18 protein-coding genes and 5 pseudogenes are annotated in these 20,581 nt (G+C 73.5%); 9 read left to right on the top strand and 14 right to left on the bottom strand.

From position 1 onward, the window contains the following. The first annotated feature begins 9 nt into the window (after nucleotides 1–9). Nucleotides 10–441 carry a TIGR03668 family PPOX class F420-dependent oxidoreductase gene (locus QQK45_RS17125; protein WP_284294286.1) on the top strand — a complete coding sequence of 144 codons (432 nt, stop codon included), beginning with the start codon at nucleotides 10–12 and terminating at the stop codon, nucleotides 439–441. Here the strand turns inward: QQK45_RS17125 and QQK45_RS17120 are convergent. From QQK45_RS17120 to dxs, 8 genes and pseudogenes are all read right to left on the bottom strand, one after another. Beyond that, nucleotides 380–1,228 (bottom strand): GNAT family N-acetyltransferase, encoded by an 849-nt coding sequence (locus QQK45_RS17120; protein WP_348525269.1) that lies wholly within the window; start codon nucleotides 1,226–1,228, stop codon nucleotides 380–382. The two genes, QQK45_RS17125 and QQK45_RS17120, sit on opposite strands and share 62 nt — an antisense overlap. A 61-nt stretch (nucleotides 1,229–1,289) precedes the next feature. Further along, a complete protein-coding gene (locus QQK45_RS17115) occupies nucleotides 1,290–1,670 on the bottom strand; it encodes a type II toxin-antitoxin system death-on-curing family toxin (RefSeq protein ID WP_284294285.1) in 381 nt (126 codons plus the stop codon). A gap of 10 nt (nucleotides 1,671–1,680) precedes the next feature. Continuing rightward, on the bottom strand, nucleotides 1,681–1,878 hold the full coding sequence (locus QQK45_RS17110) for a CopG family transcriptional regulator (RefSeq protein ID WP_284294284.1): 198 nt from the start codon (nucleotides 1,876–1,878) through the stop codon (nucleotides 1,681–1,683). Nucleotides 1,879–1,950: 72 nt separating this feature from the next. Next, nucleotides 1,951–2,765, bottom strand: a pseudogene (gene pflA, locus QQK45_RS17105) (pyruvate formate-lyase-activating protein). Continuing rightward, nucleotides 2,765–5,056 carry a formate C-acetyltransferase gene (pflB, locus tag QQK45_RS17100; protein WP_284294283.1) on the bottom strand — a complete coding sequence of 764 codons (2,292 nt, stop codon included), beginning with the start codon at nucleotides 5,054–5,056 and terminating at the stop codon, nucleotides 2,765–2,767. The pseudogene pflA and the gene pflB overlap by 1 nt, the downstream one beginning before the upstream one ends. 72 nt (nucleotides 5,057–5,128) lie before the next feature. Beyond that, nucleotides 5,129–5,827 carry a DUF1697 domain-containing protein gene (locus QQK45_RS17095; protein WP_284294282.1) on the bottom strand — a complete coding sequence of 233 codons (699 nt, stop codon included), beginning with the start codon at nucleotides 5,825–5,827 and terminating at the stop codon, nucleotides 5,129–5,131. Between the two features lie 20 nt (nucleotides 5,828–5,847). Continuing rightward, nucleotides 5,848–6,441 carry an HAD family hydrolase gene (locus QQK45_RS17090; protein ID WP_284294281.1) on the bottom strand — a complete coding sequence of 198 codons (594 nt, stop codon included), beginning with the start codon at nucleotides 6,439–6,441 and terminating at the stop codon, nucleotides 5,848–5,850. A gap of 120 nt (nucleotides 6,442–6,561) precedes the next feature. Further along, nucleotides 6,562–8,457: a 1-deoxy-D-xylulose-5-phosphate synthase gene (gene dxs / locus QQK45_RS17085; RefSeq protein ID WP_284294280.1), complete on the bottom strand. Its 1,896-nt coding sequence runs from the start codon at nucleotides 8,455–8,457 to the stop codon at nucleotides 6,562–6,564. A 194-nt stretch (nucleotides 8,458–8,651) separates the two neighbouring features. Here dxs and QQK45_RS17080 point away from each other — a divergent pair, with 194 nt between their 5' ends. Next, nucleotides 8,652–10,124 (top strand): GuaB1 family IMP dehydrogenase-related protein, encoded by a 1,473-nt coding sequence (locus QQK45_RS17080; protein ID WP_284294279.1) that lies wholly within the window; start codon nucleotides 8,652–8,654, stop codon nucleotides 10,122–10,124. Then, nucleotides 10,121–10,816, top strand: a complete 696-nt coding sequence (locus QQK45_RS17075; RefSeq protein ID WP_431310295.1) for an NUDIX hydrolase — start codon at nucleotides 10,121–10,123, stop codon at nucleotides 10,814–10,816. Before QQK45_RS17080 ends, QQK45_RS17075 begins: the two co-directional genes overlap by 4 nt. Before the next feature lies 1 nt (nucleotide 10,817). Here the strand turns inward: QQK45_RS17075 and QQK45_RS17070 are convergent, their stop codons facing one another. After that, nucleotides 10,818–11,069, bottom strand: coding sequence for a hypothetical protein (locus QQK45_RS17070; protein WP_284294278.1), 252 nt, complete (start codon nucleotides 11,067–11,069; stop codon nucleotides 10,818–10,820). Nucleotides 11,070–11,253: 184 nt separating this feature from the next. On the opposite strand from QQK45_RS17070, the pseudogene QQK45_RS22510 reads away from it, so the two are divergent. Both QQK45_RS22510 and QQK45_RS22505 read left to right on the top strand, forming a co-directional pair. Beyond that, nucleotides 11,254–11,691 (top strand): annotated as a pseudogene (locus QQK45_RS22510) (phosphotransferase); the annotation flags it as partial. After that, nucleotides 11,655–12,044 (top strand): phosphotransferase, encoded by a 390-nt coding sequence (locus tag QQK45_RS22505; protein ID WP_348525371.1) that lies wholly within the window; start codon nucleotides 11,655–11,657, stop codon nucleotides 12,042–12,044. The pseudogene QQK45_RS22510 and the gene QQK45_RS22505, both read left to right, overlap by 37 nt. Nucleotides 12,045–12,203: 159 nt before the next feature. Here QQK45_RS22505 and acnA read toward each other — a convergent pair. From acnA to QQK45_RS17050, 3 genes and pseudogenes are all read right to left on the bottom strand, one after another. Beyond that, nucleotides 12,204–14,943: pseudogene (gene acnA / locus QQK45_RS17060) on the bottom strand (aconitate hydratase AcnA). Between the two features lie 134 nt (nucleotides 14,944–15,077). Further along, on the bottom strand, nucleotides 15,078–16,112 hold the full coding sequence (locus QQK45_RS17055; RefSeq protein ID WP_284294277.1) for an HAD-IC family P-type ATPase: 1,035 nt from the start codon (nucleotides 16,110–16,112) through the stop codon (nucleotides 15,078–15,080). Next, entirely contained in the window at nucleotides 16,097–17,200 is a 1,104-nt protein-coding gene (locus QQK45_RS17050; protein WP_284294276.1) for an HAD-IC family P-type ATPase, read from the bottom strand. Before QQK45_RS17050 ends, QQK45_RS17055 begins: the two co-directional genes overlap by 16 nt. A gap of 68 nt (nucleotides 17,201–17,268) precedes the next feature. Here QQK45_RS17050 and QQK45_RS17045 point away from each other — a divergent pair, with 68 nt between their 5' ends. The 4 genes and pseudogenes from QQK45_RS17045 to QQK45_RS23390 all read left to right on the top strand — a co-directional run. Further along, complete coding sequence (locus tag QQK45_RS17045) at nucleotides 17,269–17,709, top strand: hypothetical protein (protein ID WP_284294275.1); 441 nt, start codon at nucleotides 17,269–17,271, stop codon at nucleotides 17,707–17,709. After that, entirely contained in the window at nucleotides 17,706–17,939 is a 234-nt protein-coding gene (locus QQK45_RS17040) for a helix-turn-helix domain-containing protein (protein ID WP_284294274.1), read from the top strand. Before QQK45_RS17045 ends, QQK45_RS17040 begins: the two co-directional genes overlap by 4 nt. Continuing rightward, a pseudogene (locus tag QQK45_RS23395) lies at nucleotides 17,936–18,796 on the top strand (HipA domain-containing protein); the annotation flags it as partial. The gene QQK45_RS17040 and the pseudogene QQK45_RS23395, both read left to right, overlap by 4 nt. Nucleotides 18,797–18,822: 26 nt before the next feature. Next, nucleotides 18,823–19,236 (top strand): annotated as a pseudogene (locus QQK45_RS23390) (HipA domain-containing protein); the annotation flags it as partial. Here QQK45_RS23390 and QQK45_RS23385 read toward each other — a convergent pair. Together QQK45_RS23385 and QQK45_RS23380 are read right to left on the bottom strand one after the other, a co-directional pair. Continuing rightward, on the bottom strand, nucleotides 19,220–19,825 hold the full coding sequence (locus QQK45_RS23385) for a class I SAM-dependent RNA methyltransferase (RefSeq protein ID WP_431310294.1): 606 nt from the start codon (nucleotides 19,823–19,825) through the stop codon (nucleotides 19,220–19,222). The pseudogene QQK45_RS23390 and the gene QQK45_RS23385 overlap by 17 nt on opposite strands. Further along, nucleotides 19,746–20,576, bottom strand: coding sequence for a TRAM domain-containing protein (locus QQK45_RS23380; RefSeq protein ID WP_431310293.1), 831 nt, complete (start codon nucleotides 20,574–20,576; stop codon nucleotides 19,746–19,748). The genes QQK45_RS23385 and QQK45_RS23380 overlap by 80 nt, the downstream gene beginning before the upstream one ends. Nucleotides 20,577–20,581: the final 5 nt, after the last annotated feature.

Here is a 20,581-nt window from a genome sequence, read left to right as displayed (position 1 = left end):
AATCCGACCATGCGACTCGACGAGGCGACCTGCCGCGAACGGCTCGCCCGCGTCCGCCATGCCCACCTCGCGACGACCGGCGCCGACGCGCACCCGCACGTCGTGCCGGTCACGTTCGCGCTCGTCGGCGACGACCTCGTCACCGCCGTCGACCACAAGCCCAAGACCACCACGCGTCTTCGGCGCCTGACGAACATCACCGAGAACCCGCGCGTCGCCGTCCTCGCCGACCGGTACGACGACGACTGGACCCACCTGTGGTGGGTCCGCGCCGACGGCGTCGCCCACATCGAGCACGACGGCCCCGCCTTCGACGCGGCGCTCGCGGCCCTCGCCGAGCGCTACCCGCAGTACCGCGCCGACCCGCCCCGCGGCCCGGTCATCCGGATGCGTATCGAGCGCTGGTCGGGCTGGGCCTACGCCGAGGACGGCGCACGCTGACCCGCCGACCCCTCCCCCGCGAAGGACCCCGCCCGGGGCCCACTTCGCGAAGTGGGCCCGCGGGAGGCCTACCTCGTGGGGTCTGTGGGTGGTCGAGGCCGAGGAACTCGCGGACCGGCTCGACACCGTGCAGCTCGACGTCGGGCCGGTCGGTCTGTGCCTCCCACGCCTCGCGCGTCAGGCGGTACCGGTTCTCGGTCGTCGCCTTCCCCTCCCGCGCGACGACCGCGGTTCCGTTCGGTTCATAGCCCAGCCGCCGGGTCACGCCGTTCGAGGGGGCGTTGTCGGCGAACGCCACCGTCGTGACCTCGCCCGCGCCCAGCCCCTCGAACAGCAGGTGCAGCACGGCCCGTCGCATGCGGGTGCCGACACCGTGGCCGTGGAACCGCAGGCCGAGCCACGACCCGGTCTCCGCGGTGCGGGTCACCGCGAACTTGCCGGCGTAGAAACCCTGGGTGCCGAGCACCTCGCCGTCGCGGACGACAGCGAGCTCGACGCTCAACTTGTCCGCAGACGCCTCCGCCCGGTTGCGCCAGTGGTAGGCGACGACGGAGCGCGCGACCTCGAGCGGGGTGCCGCGCGTCCAGGGCGTGAGGAACGGCATCGCGTCAGGCTCGTGGACGCCCTGCCCGGCCAGTGCCGCGAGGCGCAGCAGGAGCTCGTCGTCGAGGTAGCGGAGTTCGAGATCGTCGCTCACGACGCGCAGGCCTGCGAACGGCCAGATCTCCTCGGCGGTCGGAACGACGGGCGTCTCGGGGGCGGCAGGCGGTGCGGGTGGCGTCGTCATGGGCCGACGCTGCCAGGCCGACCCGCGGCGAGGCAAGCAGAATGCGCGGTTCGGACCGGTGTCAGCGCACCCAGGGTGAAAGGGTCGACGCGACGGTTGCGACGTCGTCCTCGCTCCCGTCGGCGATCGAGATGACGAGGTCGTACGCCTCGTCCTCTCGCATCGCGAGCGTGCAGCCGTTGAGCCCGTAGAAGAGCCGCACACCGACCCAGCCGAGCCGCTTGTTCCCGTCGATCAGCGGGTGGTTCTTCGTCAGCGAGAGGAGCAGAGCCGCAGCCTTCTCGTGCAACGTCGGATACGCCTCGACCCCGTACATCGAGGCCGACGGCCAGGCGCAGGCCGACGACAGCAGGCCGAGGTCGCGCACCTCGGGCGGGTGCCCGAGGTAGACGGAGGCGGCGGCGAGAAGGTCGTCCTCATCGAGGTAGACGAACCGGGTCATGGCGCGGGCGCTACTGCGCGAGCCGCTCGAGCAGCGCGGCGTCCTCCTGGACGATCTGTGCGATGAGCCGGTCCCGTAGCTCCCGGCGCTTGGCGTCGTACTCGAGGACGGCCTCGGAGATCGCGGCCGTCGCCGAGACGCCCTCGGTGCGGGTGATGCGGTCGAGCGCAGCCTGGGTCTCGTCGTCGAGACGGAGTGTCATGGCCATGGGGACCTCCTGGGCCGGACCTCTGGGCGGTGATACCACGACGGTACCACCGCCCCGTCGTCGGCCCGGAGCTCAATACGTGGCGAGCCCGTGGGCTCGGAACTGTTCCCGCACACGCTCGGTGAGCTCCGCCGTCGGCGGCTGCGTGTCCTCCAGCTCGTAGCTCCGCCCGAGCGCGTGCCACTTCTCGCGCCCCATCTGGTGGAAGGGCAGCACCTCGACCCGTTCGACGGTCCCGGGACGGATCTGCTCGAGCTCGGCCGCGTACGCGGCGACCTTCTCGACGTTGTCGACGGCGTCGGTGAGCCCGGGCACGAGGACGAACCGCAGCCAGACACGCCTGCCGCGCGCCGCGAGGCGCCGCCCGAACACGAGGGTCGGCTCGAGGTCCCGGCCGGTCACCCGCCGGTACGTCTCGGGGTCGCCGGACTTCACGTCGAGCAGCACGAGGTCGGTGTCGTCGAGCATCGCGTCCGTCGCGTGCGCGCCGAGGAAGCCGGACGTGTCGAGCGTCGTGTGGACGCCCAGCTCCTTGGCTCCCCGCAGGACGCGCGCCGCGAACGCCGGCTGCATCAGCACCTCGCCGCCCGACAGGGTCAGCCCTCCCCGGTAGCGCGGAACACCGGCAGGTACCGCGCGACCCGGCCGAGCAGCTCGTCCGCCGTCACCGGACGCCCGTCCTTCATCGCGAGCGTGTCGGGGTTGTGGCAGTACAGGCAGCGCAGCGGGCAACCGCTGAGGAAGACCGTGAGCCGAGTCCCCGGTCCGTCGACGGCCGTGACGAGCTCCCACGAGTGGACCGAGCCGAGCGCGCCCGACCGCATCGCCGCGAGCCGCTCGGAGCGGTCGAGGTCGTCCGCGACCGCGACGCCGGCCAGGGTGCTCATCAGACCGCGCCGTGGAACGTGCGCGACAGGACGTCGAGCTGCTGCTCGCGCGTGAGCCGCACGAAGTTCACCGCGTAGCCCGAGACCCGGATCGTGAGCTGCGGGTAGCTCTCGGGGTGGTCCATCGCGTCGAGCAGCGTCTCGCGGTTCAGCACGTTGATGTTCATGTGATACCCCTCGGACCCGAAGTAGGCGTCGAGAAGACCCGCGAGGTTCGTGACCTGCTCGTCCTTCTCCCGGCCCAGCCCTGCGGGCACCACCGTGTTCGTCAGCGAGATGCCGTCCTGGGCGTCGTCGTACGGGAGCTTCGCGACCGACAGCGCCGACGCGAGCATGCCGTGCGTGTCGCGGCCGTTCATCGGGTTCGCGCCCGGGGCGAACGGCTCGCCGGCCCGGCGCCCGTCGGGCGTGTTGCCCGTCGCCTTGCCGTAGACGACGTTCGACGTGATCGTCAGGACCGACTGCGTGGGCACCGCGTCGCGGTACGTCGGGTGCTGCCGGACCTTCGCCATGAACGTCTCGACCAGCCAGGTGGCGATCGAGTCCGCGCGGTCGTCGTCGTTGCCGTACGTCGGGAAGTCGCCCTCGATCTCGTAGTCGACGACGATGCCGCGCTCGTCCCGCACGGGCGTGACCCGCGCGCACCGGATCGCGGAGAGCGAGTCCGCCGCGACCGACAGACCCGCGATGCCGCACGCCATCGTCCGCAGCACGTCCTTGTCGTGCAGCGCCATCTCGAGCCGCTCGTACGCGTACCGGTCGTGCGACCAGTGGATGCAGTTGAGCGCCTCCACGTACGTCGCGGCAAGCCAGTCGAGCGTGGCGTCGAAGCGGGCCAGGACGTCGTCGTAGTCGAGGACGCCGTCGCCCACCGGCGGGGTCGCGGGCGAGACCTGCTTGCCCGTGACCTCGTCCTTGCCGCCGTTGATCGCGTACAGGAGCGCCTTCGCGACGTTGACGCGGGCGCCGAAGAACTGCATCTGCTTGCCGATCCGCATCGGCGACACGCAGCACGCGATGCCGGCGTCGTCGCCCCAGTGGGCGCGGATCGTGTCGTCCGACTCGTACTGGACTGCCGAGGTGTCGATCGAGACCTGCGCGCAGAAGTCCTTGAAGCCCTGTGGGAGGCTCGGTGTCCAGAACACCGTCATGTTCGGCTCCGGGGCCGGGCCCAGGTTGTAGAGGGTCTGCAGGAACCGGAACGAGCTCCTCGTGACGAGCGGGCGCCCGTCCTCCCCCATGCCGCCGATCGTCTCGGTGACCCAGGTCGGGTCGCCCGAGAAGAGCTCGTCGTACTCGGGGGTGCGCAGGAAGCGCACGATGCGCAGCTTGATGACGAAGTCGTCGACGAGCTCCTGTGCCTGCTCCTCCGTGAGGAGCCCTGCGTCGAGGTCGCGCTGCAGGTAGACGTCGAGGAACGTCGACGTCCGCCCGAGCGACATCGCGGCGCCGTTCTGCTCCTTCACCGCGGCCAAGTACGCGAGGTAGAGCCACTGGACGGCCTCGTGCGCGTTCGCGGCGGGACGGCGCACGTCGCACCCGTACGACGCCGCCATCTCGACGAGCTCGCCGAGTGCCCGGACCTGCTCGGCGTTCTCCTCGCGGTCGCGCAGCACGGCCTCGGTCGCGGGCTGCATGTCCATCGTGACGCGGTCGACCTTCTTCGCGGCGACCAGCGCGTCGACGCCGTACAGCGCGACGCGGCGGTAGTCGCCGATGATGCGCCCGCGGCCGTAGGCGTCGGGCAGGCCGGTGACGATGTGCGACGACCGCGCCGCACGGACCGACGGCGGGTAGACGTCGAACACGCCCTGGTTGTGGGTCTTGCGGTACTCCGTGAAGACCTTCCGCAGCACCGGGTCCACCGGGTAGCCGTACGTCTCGAGCGCACCCTCGACCATGCGCCAGCCGCCGTTCGGCATGATCGCGCGCTTGAGGGGCGCGTCCGTCTGGAGCCCGACGACGAGCTCGTGCTCGCGGTCGATGTAGCCGGGCGCGTGCGCGGTGATGGTCGAGGGCGTCGTCGCGTCGACGTCGTACACGCCCTTCTCCCGCTCCTCGGGGAACATCGCGGTGAGCCTGCCCCAGAGCGCGGTGGTGCGCTCCGTCGGGCCGGAGAGGAACGCGGCGTCGCCCTCGTACGGGGTGTAGTTGCGCTGGATGAAGTCGCGGACGTCCACGCCGTCCCGCCACGGCCCGCCGACGAAGCCCTCCCACGCCGGCTCGTGCGCTATGTCCGCGCTCCCCTGCTGCGACTGGTGCTGAGGGATCGGGCTGGCGTGCAGGGTCATGGTGTCCGTCGATTCCGTAGACCGGAGCGGTACCGGGTCGCCCGCTCGCTGAATCCAGCGTAGGAGCCGGGATCAGGCAAAGCCAAGGTCAAGTCGAGTCTGATCGATCACGCCGTCGGGGCGGGCAATGGTGTGGTGCAGGCCATCGTCCGACCGGTGGTGGGCACTGCTTGGCACACTATTTCTACGAGACGAAGTCAGCGGGGGCGCGTGATGGAGATCCTCAGCCCAGCAGCCGGCTGAGCGTGCGCGCGTTGCGCGTCGTGGTCGTCGCCTTGTACCGGGCCTTCGACGACAGCCTCGAGAACGGGGCGTCCAGGGTGCCACCCTGCGGCACCTGCCAGTAGACGACCCCTCCCCTCCCCCGACCGGGTCGGTCGCCGGGTCGAGCCGCAGCGCGTCGGCGGCGGCCAGCAGCTCATCGAGGGCTTCCGGCTCCGAGACGAAGGTCACGTAGTCGTGCCAGCCCTCGCGGGACGGCCAGGGGAACGCGTCGACGACCGCCGCCAGCTCGGGCTGCGGCACCAGGACGACCCACGCGTCGTAGCCGAACCGCTCCCCCAGCCCGGCCTCGATCCGTCGCTTGGCGTCCGCGACGGCCTCGCCCGTGGCGTCGACGACGACGTTCCCGCTCGCGAGCACCGTCCGGACGCCCGTGAAGCCGAGCCCCTCGACGCAGGCCCGCAGGTCGGCGGACCGGATCGTCACCCCGCCCACGTTGACGCCTCGAAGGAGCACCACCCAGCGGCCGTCGGCCTCGCTCGTCGCCATGTCGGCCATCCTGCCCGACGTCATCGGCCCAGGGCAGCGGCGACCTCGATCGCCTCGCGTGTCGTCGCCGCGACGACGTCCGGGCGGTCCGCGCCCGCCCACGGCCGGCCGTGAGAGACCCACGCGGTCCGGACACCGGCCGCACGCCCGGCCGCGACGTCGGCGTGCGCGGTGTCGCCCACCATCCACACCTGGTCGCGATCGATCCCCGTGGCACCGAGCCGATCGAGAGCGATCTCGAGCAGGCCCGGGTCGGGTTTGGCGACGCCCTCCTCCTCGGAGACGACGACGGCGTCCACGCACGCCTCGAGCCCGCACCGCGCGATCTTGGCGCGCTGCTGCGCGGACGTCCCGTTGGTCACGACGGCCACCCGGTGGCCCGCGTCGCGCAGCTCGTCGAGCAGCCCCGGAACCCCGTCGTAGAGCCGCAGGCCGTCGACGATGCCCGCCCGGAAGCGGGCGATCACCGCGGGCACGTCGTCGTCCCAGCCCAGCCGGTCGACGAGCACGCGTGCCAGCGCCTCCTTGGAGCCGTGCCCGTCCTGGTCGGCCTCGAGGATGTCCGCGAGGGCGTCGGGGAAGCCCCGGCCTCGGCGATCGCGGCGGCGGCCCACGACGCGAACGCGTCGGTGCGGCCCACCAGGGTGTTGTCGAGGTCGAGGAGCCAGATCATGGGCGCAGGCTACCGACCCGCGGCGCCGGGGCGCAGGGGATTCCGTGCCGGTGCGGCCGGCTCAGCTCTCGCTGCCGCGCGTCGCCAGCGCCGCGAGGGCGTCCGCGGCGACGTCGGCGGGGCCGAGCCGGTACGCGGCGACGATCTCCTCGCGGCTCGCGTGGTCGACGAACGTCGTGGGCAGGCCGAGCGTGAGCATGCGCGCCGGGTGACCCTCGGCCGTGAGCCGCTCGCCGAGGAGCGCACCGACGCCGCCCTCCGCGAGCCCGTCCTCGACGGTCACCACGAGGTCCGCCTCGCCCGCGAGCTTCACGAGCGCCGACGGCATCGGGAGGACCCACGTCGGGGCCACGACCGTCGCCCGGACGCCGTGCTCGCCCAGGACGCGCGCGGCCTCGAGGGCCGTTCCGACCATGGCGCCCACGCCGACGAGGAGGACGCGCGGCGCGTCTCCCGTCTCGGGCCCGGTCCGCGCGACGACGTCCACGTCGTCGAGCCGGTCGACCGCCGGCAGGTCGGGGCCGAGGGAGCCCTTGGGGTACCGGACGACCGTGGGTGCGTCGTCGACGTCGACGGCGGTGCGCAGCGCCTCGCGCAGCGTGGCCTCGTCGCGCGGCGCGGCGAGCCGCAGGCCGGGCACGAGCCGCAGCATCGCGAGGTCCCACATGCCGTGGTGGCTGGGGCCGTCGGGACCGGTGATCCCGGCCCGGTCGAGCACGAACGTCACGCCCGCACGGTGCAGCGCGACGTCCATGAGGACCTGGTCGAACGCCCGGTTGAGGAACGTGGCGTACAGCGCGACGACGGGGTGCAGGCCGGCGAAGGCCATGCCGGCCGCGGACGTGACCGCGTGCTGCTCGGCGATGCCCACGTCGATCGTGCGCTCGGGGAACTCGCGCGAGAACGGCAGCAGGCCGACGGGCTCGAGCATCGCGCCCGTGATCGCGACGACGTCGGGGCGGCGCCGGCCGATCTGCACCAGCTCGTCCGCGAAGACCTTGGTCCAGCCGAACCGCGACGGCGCGATGGGCAGACCCGTCTCCGGGTGGATCACGCCGATCGTGTGGAAGCGGTCGGCGACGTCCTGCTCGGCGGGCGTGTACCCGCGGCCCTTCTCGGTGATGACGTGGACGATCACGGGCCCGCCGAACGCCTTCGCCTGGCGCAGCGCCCGCTCGACCGCCTGCTCGTCGTGCCCGTCGACCGGGCCGATGTACTTGAGCCCGAGGTCCTCGAACATGCCCTGCGGCGCGACGACGTCCTTGATGCCCTTCTTCAGGCCGTGCAGCCACTCGTACGCGAAGCGCCCGGGCGGGCCGGACCGGCGCAGCGTCCGCTTGCCCCAGTCGAGGAACTGCTCGTAGCCGTCGGTCGTCCGGAGGGTGTCGAGGTGGTGCGCCATGCCGCCGATGGTCGGCGAGTACGACCGGCCGTTGTCGTTCACGACGACGACGAGGCGCCGGTCCTCGGCCGCCGAGATGTTGTTGATGGCCTCCCACGCCATGCCACCGGTGAGCGCTCCGTCGCCGATCACCGCGACCACGTGGCGATCCTTCAGGCCGCGCACCGCGTTCGCCCGCGCGATGCCGTCGGCCCAGCTCAGCGACGTCGACGCGTGCGAGTTCTCGACGACGTCGTGCTCGGACTCGGCGCGGCTCGGGTACCCGGCGAGGCCGCCCTTCTGCCGCAGCGTCGAGAAGTCCTGGCGCCCGGTCAGGAGCTTGTGCACGTACGACTGGTGGCCCGTGTCGAACACGAAGGTGTCGCGCGGGGACTCGAACACGCGGTGCATCGCGAGGGTCAGCTCGACGACGCCCAGGTTCGGGCCGAGGTGCCCGCCGGTGCGTGAGACCGCCTGGACCAGGAACTCCCGGATCTCGGCGGCGAGCTGCCGCAGCTGCGCGGAGGTCAGCGCATCCAGGTCCCGTGGTCCCGAGATCTGCTCCAGCAGCCCCATCGGCGCTCTTCCTCTCGTCGTGCGGTGCCCCGGGGGCGTCGTGCGGTCGGCGCACCACCGGTGCCCGACCATCGGACGAGTCTACGCGGCGACCTGCGTCGTCCACGTGGCCGGGGTGTGCGCGTCGTGGGTGCGCCCGGTGGACCGTGACGCACGCCACGAGCCGGGCCACCGGGTCGCCCTAGACTCGAACCATGCGCTTCCTGCCCGGGCAGACCCCGACGACCGACCTCACCTACGGCGACGTCTTCCTCGTCCCCTCGCGCTCGGACGTCGCGTCGCGCTTCGACGTCAACCTGTCCAGCAGCGACGGCACGGGCACGACGATCCCGATCGTCGTCGCGAACATGACGGCCGTCGCGGGGCGCCGGATGGCCGAGACCGTGGCCCGGCGCGGCGGGCTCGTCGTGATCCCCCAGGACATCCCGGTCGACGTCGTCGCGGACGTCGTGGCCGACGTGAAGTCGAAGGACCCGGTCGTCGAGTCGGCCGTCGTGGTGGCGCCGGGCGACACCGTCCAGACCGCGCTGTCGCTGCTGGGCAAGCGCAGCCACGGCGCTGCGGTCGTGGTCGACCAGGGTCGGCCGGTCGGCGTGATCGCGACCGCGGACTGCCAGGGCGTCGACCTGTTCACCCAGGTGCACGAGGTCATGACGCCCGACCCCACCACGCTCGACGTGAGCGAGCTCGGCGCGCTCGGTCCGGACGGCCGCGCGGACGCCGGCGCGCTCGAGAAGGCCTTCACGCTCCTGCACGAGCGTCGCCACCACCTGGCACCGGTCGTCCGCGACGGCCGGCTCGTCGGCGTCCTGACCGAGAAGGGCGCGCTCCGCTCGTCCGTCTACGCCCCCGCCGTCGACGCGGCCGGGCGCCTGCGGATCGCGGCCGCCGTCGGGATCAACGGCGACGTCGCCGGGAAGACGCGCGCGCTCCTCGACGCGGGCATCGACACGCTCGTCGTCGACACCGCGCACGGGCACCAGGTCAAGATGCTCCAGGCGCTCGACGCCGTCCGCAGCGTCTCCCCGGACGTGCCCGTGGTCGCGGGGAACGTCGTCACGGCCGACGGCGTGCGCGACCTCGTCGCGGCGGGCGCCGACATCCTCAAGGTGGGCGTCGGCCCGGGCGCGATGTGCACGACGCGCATGATGACCGGCGTCGGGCGCCCCCAGTTCTCGGCGGTCCTCGAGTGCGCCGCGGCCGCGCGCGAGCTCGGCAAGCACGTGTGGGCCGACGGCGGCGTCCGCCACCCGCGCGACGTCGCGCTCGCGCTCGCCGCGGGCGCGTCGCAGGTCATGATCGGCTCCTGGTTCGCGGGCACGCACGAGTCGCCGGGCGACCTGCACGACGACGGCACGGGCCGCCTCTACAAGGACTCGTTCGGCATGGCGTCGGCGCGCGCGGTCGCCGCCCGCACCGTCGGCGGCTCGCCGTTCGACCGGGCCCGCAAGGGCCTCTACGAGGAGGGCATCTCGACGGGCCGCATGTACCTCGAGCCGCGCCGCCCCGGCGTCGAGGACCTCCTCGACTCGATCACGTCGGGCGTGCGGAGCTCGTTCACGTACGCGGGCGCGTCGTCGATCGAGGAGTACTTCGAGCGCGCCGTGGTGGGCGTGCAGTCCGCCGCCGGGTACGCGGAGGGCGCCCCGGTCCCGGAGAGCTGGTGACCGCGCCGGCGACGGCGCGCGACCAGCTCGTCGCCCTCGCGGCCGGCGACCACGCGTGGGCCTCCTCCTGGCGGTACGCCATCGGGACGCTGGACCCCGCGCGGACCCGCGACGCCGCGGTGCTCGTCCTGTTCGGCGTCCTCGACGCGGTGCCGTCCGACCACCGGGCGGCCGCGGTCGCCCGTGACCTCGACGTCCTACTTCTCGCCCGGGCCGCGTCGCTCGGCTCGCACGCCGGTCAGGTCGCGTTCCCGGGAGGGCGCGTCGACCCCGGCGATGGCGGGCCCGTCGACGCGGCGCTCCGTGAGGCCGTCGAGGAGACCGGGCTCGACGCCGCGGGCGTCGAGGTGATCGGCACGTTCCCGCCGCTCCCCCTGCCCGTGAGCCACCACCTGGTCACGCCCGTGCTCGGTTGGTGGGCGAGGCCCACGCCCGTGCACGTGGTCGACGTCGGCGAGTCCGCGCACGTGTTCCGGGTCCCGGTCGCGGACCTCGTCGACCCGGAGAACCGCCGCACCGTCGTCGCGCGCCGGGGCCCCCGCGCCTACCGCAGCCCCGGCTTCGTCGTGACCGCCGACGGGCGCGACCACCTCGTGTGGGGGTTCACCGCGGGCATCCTCGACGCGGTGCTCGACCGGCTCGGCTGGGCCGAGCCCTGGGACCGCGACCGTACGGTCGACGCGCCGCTCTGAGTCACGGCACGGTTCCGCCCGGTGGGCCGGCGCCCGGGCCGGAGAGCCTCCGGCCGAACGTCGGGCCGGCCGTGAGGGTCGCGTACGACCGCCGGACGATCTCGGCGAGCACGTCGAGGTCGACGTCGTCGAGATCCTTGAGGTAGACGCAGCCGGTCCCGAGCCGGTGCGGCCCGCGGAGCGGGGCGACCGTGTCGAGGAACGCCGCGACGACTGCTTCCGTGGGGCGCGTGCTGCTCGGGTCGCCGGCCATCGCCCCAGTGTCGCCCTCGCCGTCGTCCGGCGCGCGCGCCACGCCGTAGGGTCGGGCGGTGGACGCCGACCTCGCCGTGACGACCGACCTCGCCCGCGCGCTCCTGCGCGCCCAGCACCCGGACCTGCTCCCGAGCGCCGACGAGCGCCTCGAGGTCGCCGCGAACGGCTGGGACAACGTCGTGATGCGGCTCGGGGACGATCTCGCGCTCCGGCTCCCCAGCCGCGAGGCGGCGGCCCACCTCGTCGAGCACGAGCAGGCGGTGCTGCCCGTGCTCGCGCCACGGCTGCCCGTCGCCGTCCCCACGCCTTTCCGGGTCGGCCGGCGTGCGCCCGAGCTCGGCTACCCGTACCCCTGGAGCGTCGTGCCGTGGTTCGACGGCGAGACCGCGGACCGGACCCCGGTCGCCCGCCGCGCGGCGTGGGCGGGGGCCCTCGGCCGCACCCTCGCCGCGCTGCACGCGCCGGCGCCGTCGGACGTGCCCGCCAACCCGTTCCGGGGCGTCCAGCTCGCTGACCGCGACGCGGCGTTCGCCGACCGGCTCGCCCGTGCCGGCGCGGGCGTCCGCCCCGTGCTCGAGGCCGCGTGGGCCGCAGGGCTCGCCGCCCCCGTGCACGACGGCGCCCCTGTCTGGCTGCACGGCGACCCGCACCCGGGCAACGTCGTCGTGCGGGTCGGTACCGACGGCCCCCGGACGAGCTGGCCGCGGTCGTCGACTTCGGCGACGTCACGGGCGGCGACCCGGCGTCGGACCTCGCGACGGCCTGGCTGTCCTTCGACGCCGCGGGCCACACCGCGTTCCGGGCTGCGTACGCGCAGACGGGCGGCGCCGACGACGCCACCTGGGTCCGCGCCCGCGCGTGGGCGGCGAGCCTCGCGCTGGCCCTGCTCGCCTATCCCGACGCGCACCCGCTCATGGCCGAGGTCGGCCGGCACGCGGTGGCCCGCCTCTCAGCCGACGACGACCCCACCTGAGGGCGACACTTCGCCGACCAGGGGTGAGCCCCTCGTCAGAGCCCAGAACGGTGCACAACCCCCTGGTCGGCACGACGGCGGGGCGCCGTCGAGAACCCGTAGGACGACGGACGGCCGGGCCGACCCGAAGGTCGACCCGGCCGTCGCGGGGCGTCAGGCTCAGTGCACGAGCGAACGCAGCACGTACTGCAGGATGCCGCCGTTGCGGTAGTAGTCCGCCTCCCCGGGCGTGTCGATGCGCACGACGGCGTCGAACTCGACCGTGGTGCCGTCACCCTTGGTGGCCGTCACGTGGACGGTCCGCGGGGTCGAGCCCTCGTTGAGCGCCGTGATGCCGGCGATGTCGAAGGTCTCGGTGCCGTCGAGGCCGAGCGACCCGGCGTCCTCGCCTTCGGGGAACTGCAGCGGCAGGACGCCCATGCCGATGAGGTTCGAGCGGTGGATGCGCTCGAAGCTCTCGGTGATGACGGCGCGGATGCCCAGCAGCGCGGTGCCCTTGGCGGCCCAGTCACGGCTCGAGCCCGAGCCGTACTCCTTGCCGCCCAGGACGACGAGGGGGTGCCCTGCGCCGCGTAGTCCTGCGCCGCGTCGTAGATGGTGTCCTGGGCGTCCTTCACGAAGTTGTACGTGAAGCCGCCCTCGACGCCGTCGAGGAGCTGGTTCTTGAGGCGGATGTTCGCGAACGTGCCGCGGATCATGACCTCGTGGTTCCCGCGGCGCGAGCCGTAGGAGTTGAAGTCCTTGCGCTCGATGCCGTGCTCCGTGAGGTAGCGGCCCGCCGGGCTGTCCGGCTTGATCGCACCCGCGGGGCTGATGTGGTCGGTCGTGACCGAGTCGCCGAGCTTCGCCAGCACGCGGGCACCCGTGATGTCCGTGACCGGCTCCGGCTCGAGGCCCATGCCCTCGAAGTACGGGGGCTTGCGCACGTAGGTCGAGGCGTCCTCCCACTCGAAGACCGAGCCCTCGGGCGTGGGCAGACCCTGCCAGCGCTCGTCGCCGGCGAACACGTTCGCGTAGTCCTCGGTGAACATGTCGCGGTCGATCGACGAGTCGATCGCGGCCTGGACCTCGTCCGGCGTCGGCCAGATGTCCCGCAGGAAGATCGGCTTGCCGTCGGCGTCGCGGCCCAGCGGGTCGGACTCGAAGTCGAAGTCCATGGTCCCGGCCAGCGCGTACGCGATGACGAGGGGCGGCGACGCGAGGTAGTTCATCTTCACGTCGGGGTTGATGCGGCCCTCGAAGTTGCGGTTGCCCGAGAGCACCGAGACGACGGCGAGGTCGTGCTCGTTGACCGCAGCCGACACGTTCTCGTCGAGAGGGCCGGAGTTTCCGATGCACGTGGTGCAGCCGTAGCCGACCAGGTTGAAGCCCAGCTTGTCGAGGTACGGCCACAGGCCGGCCTTCTCGTAGTAGCCGGTGACGACCTGCGAGCCGGGGGCGGTCGACGTCTTGACCCACGGCTTGGACGTGAGGCCCTTCTCGACGGCGTTCTTGGCGAGCAGGCCGGCGGCCATCATGACCGACGGGTTGGACGTGTTGGTGCACGACGTGATGGACGCGATCGCGACGGCGCCGTGGAACAGCTCGAAGCTGTTGCCGCGCGTGTCGGTCACGGGCACGAGGCGCGTGGCCCTCGACGTGACGGCGGGCGAGTCGGACGCGGGGAACGACTCCTCCTCGGCCTCGTCGACGCCGTTGCCGGTCTCGGACGCGTAGACCGGGAGGTCACGGGCGAACTGCTCCTTGGCACGCGACAGCTCGATACGGTCCTGCGGGCGCTTCGGGCCGGCGATCGACGGGACGACCGTCGCGAGGTCGAGCTCGAGGTACTCCGAGAAGACGGGCTCGCTCGACGGGTCGTGCCACAGCCCCTGCTCCTTGGTGTACGCCTCGACGAGCGCGACCTGCTCGTCGGAGCGGCCCGTGAGGCGCAGGTAGTCGAGCGTGATGTCGTCGATCGGGAAGATCGCCGCGGTCGAGCCGAACTCGGGGCTCATGTTGCCGATCGTGGCGCGGTTCGCGAGCGGGACCTGGGCGACGCCGTCGCCATAGAACTCCACGAACTTGCCGACCACGCCGTGGGCGCGCAGCTGCTGCGTGATGGTAAGCACGACGTCGGTGGCGGTCACGCCCGCGGGGATCGACCCCGTGAGCTTGAAGCCGACGACGCGCGGGATGAGCATCGAGACGGGCTGGCCGAGCATCGCCGCCTCGGCCTCGATACCGCCGACGCCCCAGCCCAGCACGCCGAGGCCGTTGACCATCGTGGTGTGCGAGTCGGTGCCGACGCAGGTGTCGGGGTAGGCGCGCAGGACACCGCCGACCTCGCGCGTCATGACCGTGCGGGCCAGGTACTCGATGTTGACCTGGTGCACGATGCCGGTGCCCGGGGGACGACCTTGAAGTCGTCGAACGCCGTCTGGCCCCAGCGCAGGAACTGGTAGCGCTCGCGGTTGCGGTCGTACTCGATGTCGACGTTGCGCTCGAACGCGCCGGCCGTGCCGAAGACGTCGATCTGGACCGAGTGGTCGATGACGAGCTCGGCCGGGGCGAGCGGGTTGATGCGCTGCGCGTCACCGCCGAGCTCGGCGACGGCCTCGCGCATGGTGGCCAGGTCGACGACGCAGGGCACGCCGGTGAAGTCCTGCATGATCACGCGGGCCGGCGTGAACTGGATCTCCGTGTCGGGCTGCGCGTCCGGGTCCCACCCGGCGAGCGCGCGCACGTGGTCGGCGGTGATGTTCGCACCGTCCTCGGTGCGCAGGAGGTTCTCGGCGAGGACCTTCAGGCTGTACGGCAGGCGCTCGAGACCCTCGACGGCGGAAAGCCGGAAGATCTCGTAGTCCTGGTCACCGACGGTGAGGGTTCCCTTCGACCCGAACGTGTCGACGCTGCTCACGGTGCAACTCCTGTCTGCTGGCGAGGGGTGACGGGGCGTACGCCGGCGTCGGCACGCGGGCCCGTCGGGGCTTTTCAGGGGCTTCTTGGGGGCTTTCGTTCAGCCTACGCCAGCATACCGTAGATATCTTGACGTCAAGATATCGCGGGGTGGCGCGCCCTCGACCCGATCAGGCGGAACGCGATCTCGATGAGCACCCAGCCCACCACGACGACGACCGCGGCGAGCGCGAGCTGGCCGCCGTTCAGGAGCTCGAGCGCGAAGAAGTCCCGCGCGAACGGGATGGCCCACGCTCCCCCGCCGCAGGCCGCCATCGCGATCACGAGCCAGAACCGCCAGCTCCGGCCGTGGTTCCACGGGCGCGCAGCGAGCCCCAGGACCCACAGCGCGAGCGCGAGCAGCACGAGCGTGGCCACCGTCCGCGCCTCGACCGTCGGGTCCCCCTGGCCCCGCGAGACGAGGTAGGCGGTCAGGACGCCGGCACCGATCACGACGCCCGACGGGATGGCGTACGTCAGCACGCGCCGCAGGAAGCCCGGCACGTACCGCGTGTCGTTCGGCGGGAGCGCGAGGAAGAACGCCGGGATCCCGATGGTGAGCGAGCTGACGAGGGTGAGGTGCCGCGGGAGGAACGGGTACGGGACCGCGAGCAGCACGACGGCGACCGCGAGCAGCGCCGCGTACGTCGTCTTGGTGAGGAACAGGCCCGCGACGCGCTCCATGTTCGCCATGACGCGGCGCCCCTGCCCGACGACGCCCGGGAGGGTCGAGAACCGGCCGTCGACCAGGACGAGACGCGCGACGGCCTTGGTGGCCGGCGCCCCGTTGCCCATCGCGATGCCCAGGTCGGCGTCCTTGAGGGCGAGCGCGTCGTTGACGCCGTCGCCGGTCATCCCGACGACGTGGCCCCGCGACTGCAGGGCGTGCACGATCGCGCGCTTCTGCTCGGGCCGCACGCGCCCGTAGACGCCGTGCTCGTCGAGGATCTGCGCGAGGGCCTCCAGGGACTCGGCGTCGGGCTTGCCGTCGATGTCCGCGACCGCGGGGAGCTGCCGCGCGTCGTACCCGACGAGCGGGGAGTCGCCCTGCTCGGGCCCTCCCGAGCGCACGCCGGTCGCGATCGCGCCGACGGTCTCGGGGTCGTCGCCCGAGATCACGATGGTCCGCACCCCTGGGCGTGGAAGTACGCGAGCGTCTGCTCGGCGTCGGGGCGCACGTGCTCGCCGAGCACGCACACGACGGCGGGCACGAGGTCGTGCGGCAGCGGGTGGTCGGGGTCCGGCAGACCGGCCGGCGCCTCGGCGAGCAGCACGACGCGCGACCCCGTGCCCGCCGCCTCGCGCACGAGCGCGAGCGTGTCGCGCGCGGCGTCGTCGCCGCGGCCGGCGAGGAGGATGTCGGGGCCGCCGAGGACGTACGCGTGCTCCGCGGCGGCGACAGCCGACCACTTGCGCGCGGACGAGAAGGGCACGGCGTCCGTCACGGTCGCGGGCGACTCCTCGATGCCCTCCCCCGCGGCGAGGGCCGTCGCGTTCGCGCCCGGGTCGGCGGCGAGGGCCGCGAGGACGCCGAGGGCAGCGGCCGCCCGACCGTCCCGGGCGTCGCCGCCCGGCAGGACCACGTGGCGGTCGCGCAGGCCGATGGTGCCGTCGGTGATGGTGCCCGTCTTGTCGAGGCACAGGACGTCGACGCGCGCGAGCACCTCGACCGCGGGCAGTTCCTGGACGAGGACACCCTGGCGGGCGAGCAGGATGGCGGCGAGGGCGAAGTTGAGGGACGTGAGCAGGACGAGGCCCTCGGGGATCATGCCCACGACGCCCGCGACGGCCGCGACGACGGCGTCGCGCCACGCGCCCGAGCTGATGGACTCGCTGAGCCCGCCCGTGGCACGGAGCTGGGACCAAGCGAGCAGCAGCGCGATGGGGACGATCGCGACCGAGACGACCGCCAGGACCTTGTTGATGCCGTCGCGGAGCTCCGACCGGGCGACCGAGAACCGCCTCGCCTCGGTGGCGATGCGCTGGGCGTAGGAGTCGGCGCCGACCGCGGTGACGTGGACCGTCGCGCTGCCGGCGACGACGACCGACCCGGAGAGCACGTCGTCGCCGGACTGCTTGCGCACCGAGCGGGACTCGCCCGTGAGCATCGACTCGTCGATCTCGAGGCCGGCGACCTCGAGCACCGTCCCGTCGGCGGGGACCTGGTCGCCCGTCGCGAGGAGCAGCACGTCGTCGAGCACGATGTCCGCGAGCGCCACCTCGTCGTCGTGGGTGCCGTCGTCGTGGGTGCGTCGGACGCGGGCGGGTGACTCGGTGAGGAGGAGAGGTGGTCGAGGGTGCGCTTGGCACGGTATTCGGTGGCGATGCCGATGCCGGCGTTGACGACCATGACGAACGCGAAGACGGCGTCGGGCCAGCTGCCGGTGGCCAGGACGAGGACGGCGGCGATCGCGAGGATGAGGTTGAAGAGGGTGAGGACGTTGGCGCGGAGGATGGCGCCGAGGCTGCGGGAGCTGGCTCGTCTGACGTGGTTGACGTGGCCGGCGGCGACGCGTTCGGCGACCTGGGCGTCGGTGAGGGGGTCGGCGGTTGCGTGGGGGTGGTGGTGAAGGTGCCGGCGGGGCCGTCGTCGGCGGGGGCGTCATGGTCCGAGCCTAACGGAGCCGCGCCGATGTTGTGCGGTTATCGTGACATCGTGAGCGTGTGCCGATATCCTCACTTCAGGCCGCTGTCACGATATCCGCACACCCCCGAGGAGTCGTCATGACCGACCGTCCCGCCGAGTGGGCCTACGTCACGCGGCCCGCCGACCTCGGCGACTTCCTGCGCCGCCGGCGCACCCAGCGCGGGCTCACCCAGGCCGAGCTCGCCGGCGATCTCGGCATCACCCGCCGCTACCTCGTGGAGATCGAGCAGGGCAAGCCGAGCCTGTACACCGACCGGCTCTTCGCGCTGCTGCGGGAGCTCGACGTCGTGCTCAAGGTCGAGGCGCCGTGAGCCCCGCCGGCCCCGGCACGGAGCTCGACGTCTGGCTGTACGGCACACGCGCGGCCGCGGTGCGCCCCGCCTCCCGCGGCTCGGGCATCGACGTGACGTGGACCGACGAGGCGCTCGACCGGTGGGGCGTCGGTTCGCGCGTCCTGTCACAGCTCCTTCCTCTCGGCACCCCGGCGGGCTCGCACCCCGCGCGCGTGCGGGTCTGGCTCGAGGGCCTGCTGCCCGAGGGGCGCGCCCGGGACTCCATGGCGCGCGAGCACCGCATCGACCCCGACGACACGCTCGCGTTCCTGTCCGTGTACGGGCGCGACACGGCGGGCGCCGTCGTGCTGGTGCCCGCCGGGGAGCCGGACCCCGCGACGACGGCCCGCACCGAGCCCCTCGACGACGCGGGAATCGCGGCGATGCTGCGCCAGGCCGCGACGCACGGCCGCGCGGGGGACCGCCTCGACTCCCTGACCTCCCTGGCCGGCATGGAGCCGAAGATCGCTCTCGCGCGCGACGGCGAGGGGTGGGTTCGCGTGCGCGACGGCGCGGCGTCCACGCACATCCTCAAGCTCTCGCGCCCGCCCGGGACGGCGCCGTCGGACCTCGTGGACACCGAGGCGGCCGCGCTCGACCTGGCGCGGCGCGTCGGGCTCACGACCGTGGAGGCGCACGTGGCCTCGTTCGAGGACCAGCGCGCGCTCGTCGTCTCGCGGTTCGACCGGGTGCTCCCGCCCGACGGCGGTCGGGCCGCCCCGGTGGGCCGCGTCCACCAGGAGGACCTCGCGCAGGCCCTCGGGATCGCGACGACCGACCCCGAGCGCAAGTTCCAGCACGGCCGCGCCACCCCGTCCTACGCCGACGCCGCGCGCGTCCTGACCGACGGCGGCGCCACCCCGACGCCCTGCTGCGGCTCGTGGCGTTCACGGTCGTCGTCGGGAACACGGACGCGCACGCCAAGAACCACGCGTTCGTGCGCGCGCCCGACGGCGCCCGCGCGATCCTCGCGCCCGCCTACGACGTCTCGATGCACCTGCACTCCCCCGCGTCGTCGGGCCGGCTCGCGCTCGACGTCGACGGGCGCGACGACGTCCGCGCGATCGGTGCGGCGCAGCTCGTGGCCGAGGGCCGGGCCTGGGGCCTCGCTCCGCGACGGGCGACGCGCGTCGTCGCGGACGCGCTCGAGCGGACCGTCGCCGCCCTCGAGGCCGTCGACCGCGCGCGCCACCCCGGGGTGTCGGAGGCGGCGTGGGCGGTCGTGGACGACCGGGCGCGGGCCCTCGCCGCGGAGGCGGTCAGCCTCGCCGGGTGAGGGTCGCGACGGCCTCGAGGTGGTGCGTCATGGGGAACAGGTCGAACGCGCGGAGCGCGGTCAGGTCGTACCCCTGGGCGGCGAAGAGGGCGACGTCACGCGCGAGCGCGGCCGGGTCGCAGGCCACGTAGACCACGGCCTGCGGGGCGAGGTGGGCCACCTGCTCGACGACGACCCGTCCGGCACCCACGCGGGGCGGGTCGAGGACGACGGCGTCCGCGTGGGTGAGGCCGCCGCTGCTGCCGGCCGCGGCACGCAGGGCGGCGAGGACGTGGTCGACGGGACCGGCGTGCAGCTCGACGTGGGGCCGGTCGTGCAGGGAGCGGCGGGCGTCCTTGACGGCACGGGGTGAGCCCTCGACCGAGACGACGCGCCCGGTGGGGCCCGTGGCGTCGGCGAGGGGCAGGGTGAACAGGCCGGCGCCCGCGTAGAGGTCGAGGACGGTCGCCCCGTCGAGGCTCCGGCCCGCGAGCGCGTCGAGGACCGCGCCCACGAGGAGCGCGGGGGCCTCACGGTGCACCTGCCAGAAGCCGTCCGCGGCGACGCGGTGGCTCCACGTGCTGCCGTGGGCGGCGACGGTCTCCGTCACCGTGCGGCGCGCGTTGGGGCGGCGGTCCGCGCGGCCGCCCTGCCAGGTGAGGCCGTCGGCGAGGAGGAGGGGTGCGGCGGGCGCGCCGTCGGGCCCGGCGGGCGCGACGAGCTCGAGCCGGGTGCCGGGCTCCCACCGGCGCGTGAACACGTCCTCCGCGTCCGCGAGCGCCAGGACGTCCTCGGTGGCGAGCGGCATGGGGCCGCCGGGGGCGGCGGGGTCGAGCGCGAGGACGTCGTGGGTGCGGTAGCGGTGCATGCCGGCGCGGCCGTCGGGGTCGGCGACGAGCTCGATGCGGGTGCGCCAGTGCAGGCCGCCGCGGGCGTCGTCGCCGGGGGCGGTCTCGACGCGGACGCCGCCGCCGGGCAGGTCGGCGGGTTCGAGGTGGGCGAGGCGCTGGAGCTGCTCGGCCAGGACGGCGGCCTTCCAGCGGTGCTGCCCGTCGAGCGAGACGTGGGCGAGCTCTCCCCGCCGACTCCCCGGGTCCGGCCGCGGGCCAGGCGTCGGGGACGCGGTCGGGTGAGGGCTCGAGGACTCGGACGGCGTCGGCGCGCCAGAACCGGGCCGTCGCGGGGTCGTCGCCGGTGTCGGTGAGGCGGGCGAGGACCTTCTCGCCGGGCAGGGTGTGGCGGACGAAGACGACGCGGCCGTCGGTGCGGGCCACGCAGTGCCCGCCGTGGGCGACGGGGCCGACGGTGAGCTCGAGGAGCTCGTCGGTCGTCGGCGGGGTGGCGGTGGTCGTGGGGGGCATCGTGG

Origin of the sequence: Luteimicrobium album (assembly GCF_030161555.1) — a bacterium.
GTDB classification, from domain to species: Bacteria; Actinomycetota; Actinomycetes; order Actinomycetales; family Cellulomonadaceae; genus Luteimicrobium; species Luteimicrobium album.
Note: the sequence above shows the minus strand (reverse complement) of the source record. Positions and strands in the feature narration are given on the sequence as shown.

What these genes read in the sequence shown, in the direction of transcription:
- QQK45_RS17120 (WP_348525269.1), bottom strand. Translation starts at nt 1,228, where the DNA reads ATGACGACGCCACCCGCACCGCCTGCCGCCCCCGAGACGCCCGTCGTT.
- QQK45_RS23380 (WP_431310293.1), bottom strand. Translation starts at nt 20,576, where the DNA reads ATGCCCCCCACGACCACCGCCACCCCGCCGACGACCGACGAGCTCCTC.
- QQK45_RS17115 (WP_284294285.1), bottom strand. Translation starts at nt 1,670, where the DNA reads ATGACCCGGTTCGTCTACCTCGATGAGGACGACCTTCTCGCCGCCGCC.
- QQK45_RS17070 (WP_284294278.1), bottom strand. Translation starts at nt 11,069, where the DNA reads ATGGCCGGCGACCCGAGCAGCACGCGCCCCACGGAAGCAGTCGTCGCG.
- pflB (WP_284294283.1), bottom strand. Translation starts at nt 5,056, where the DNA reads ATGACCCTGCACGCCAGCCCGATCCCTCAGCACCAGTCGCAGCAGGGG.
- QQK45_RS17095 (WP_284294282.1), bottom strand. Translation starts at nt 5,827, where the DNA reads ATGGCGACGAGCGAGGCCGACGGCCGCTGGGTGGTGCTCCTTCGAGGC.
- QQK45_RS17040 (WP_284294274.1), top strand. Translation starts at nt 17,706, where the DNA reads ATGACCGACCGTCCCGCCGAGTGGGCCTACGTCACGCGGCCCGCCGAC.
- dxs (WP_284294280.1), bottom strand. Translation starts at nt 8,457, where the DNA reads ATGGGGCTGCTGGAGCAGATCTCGGGACCACGGGACCTGGATGCGCTG.
- QQK45_RS17125 (WP_284294286.1), top strand. Translation starts at nt 10, where the DNA reads ATGCGACTCGACGAGGCGACCTGCCGCGAACGGCTCGCCCGCGTCCGC.
- QQK45_RS17110 (WP_284294284.1), bottom strand. Translation starts at nt 1,878, where the DNA reads ATGGCCATGACACTCCGTCTCGACGACGAGACCCAGGCTGCGCTCGAC.
- QQK45_RS17080 (WP_284294279.1), top strand. Translation starts at nt 8,652, where the DNA reads ATGCGCTTCCTGCCCGGGCAGACCCCGACGACCGACCTCACCTACGGC.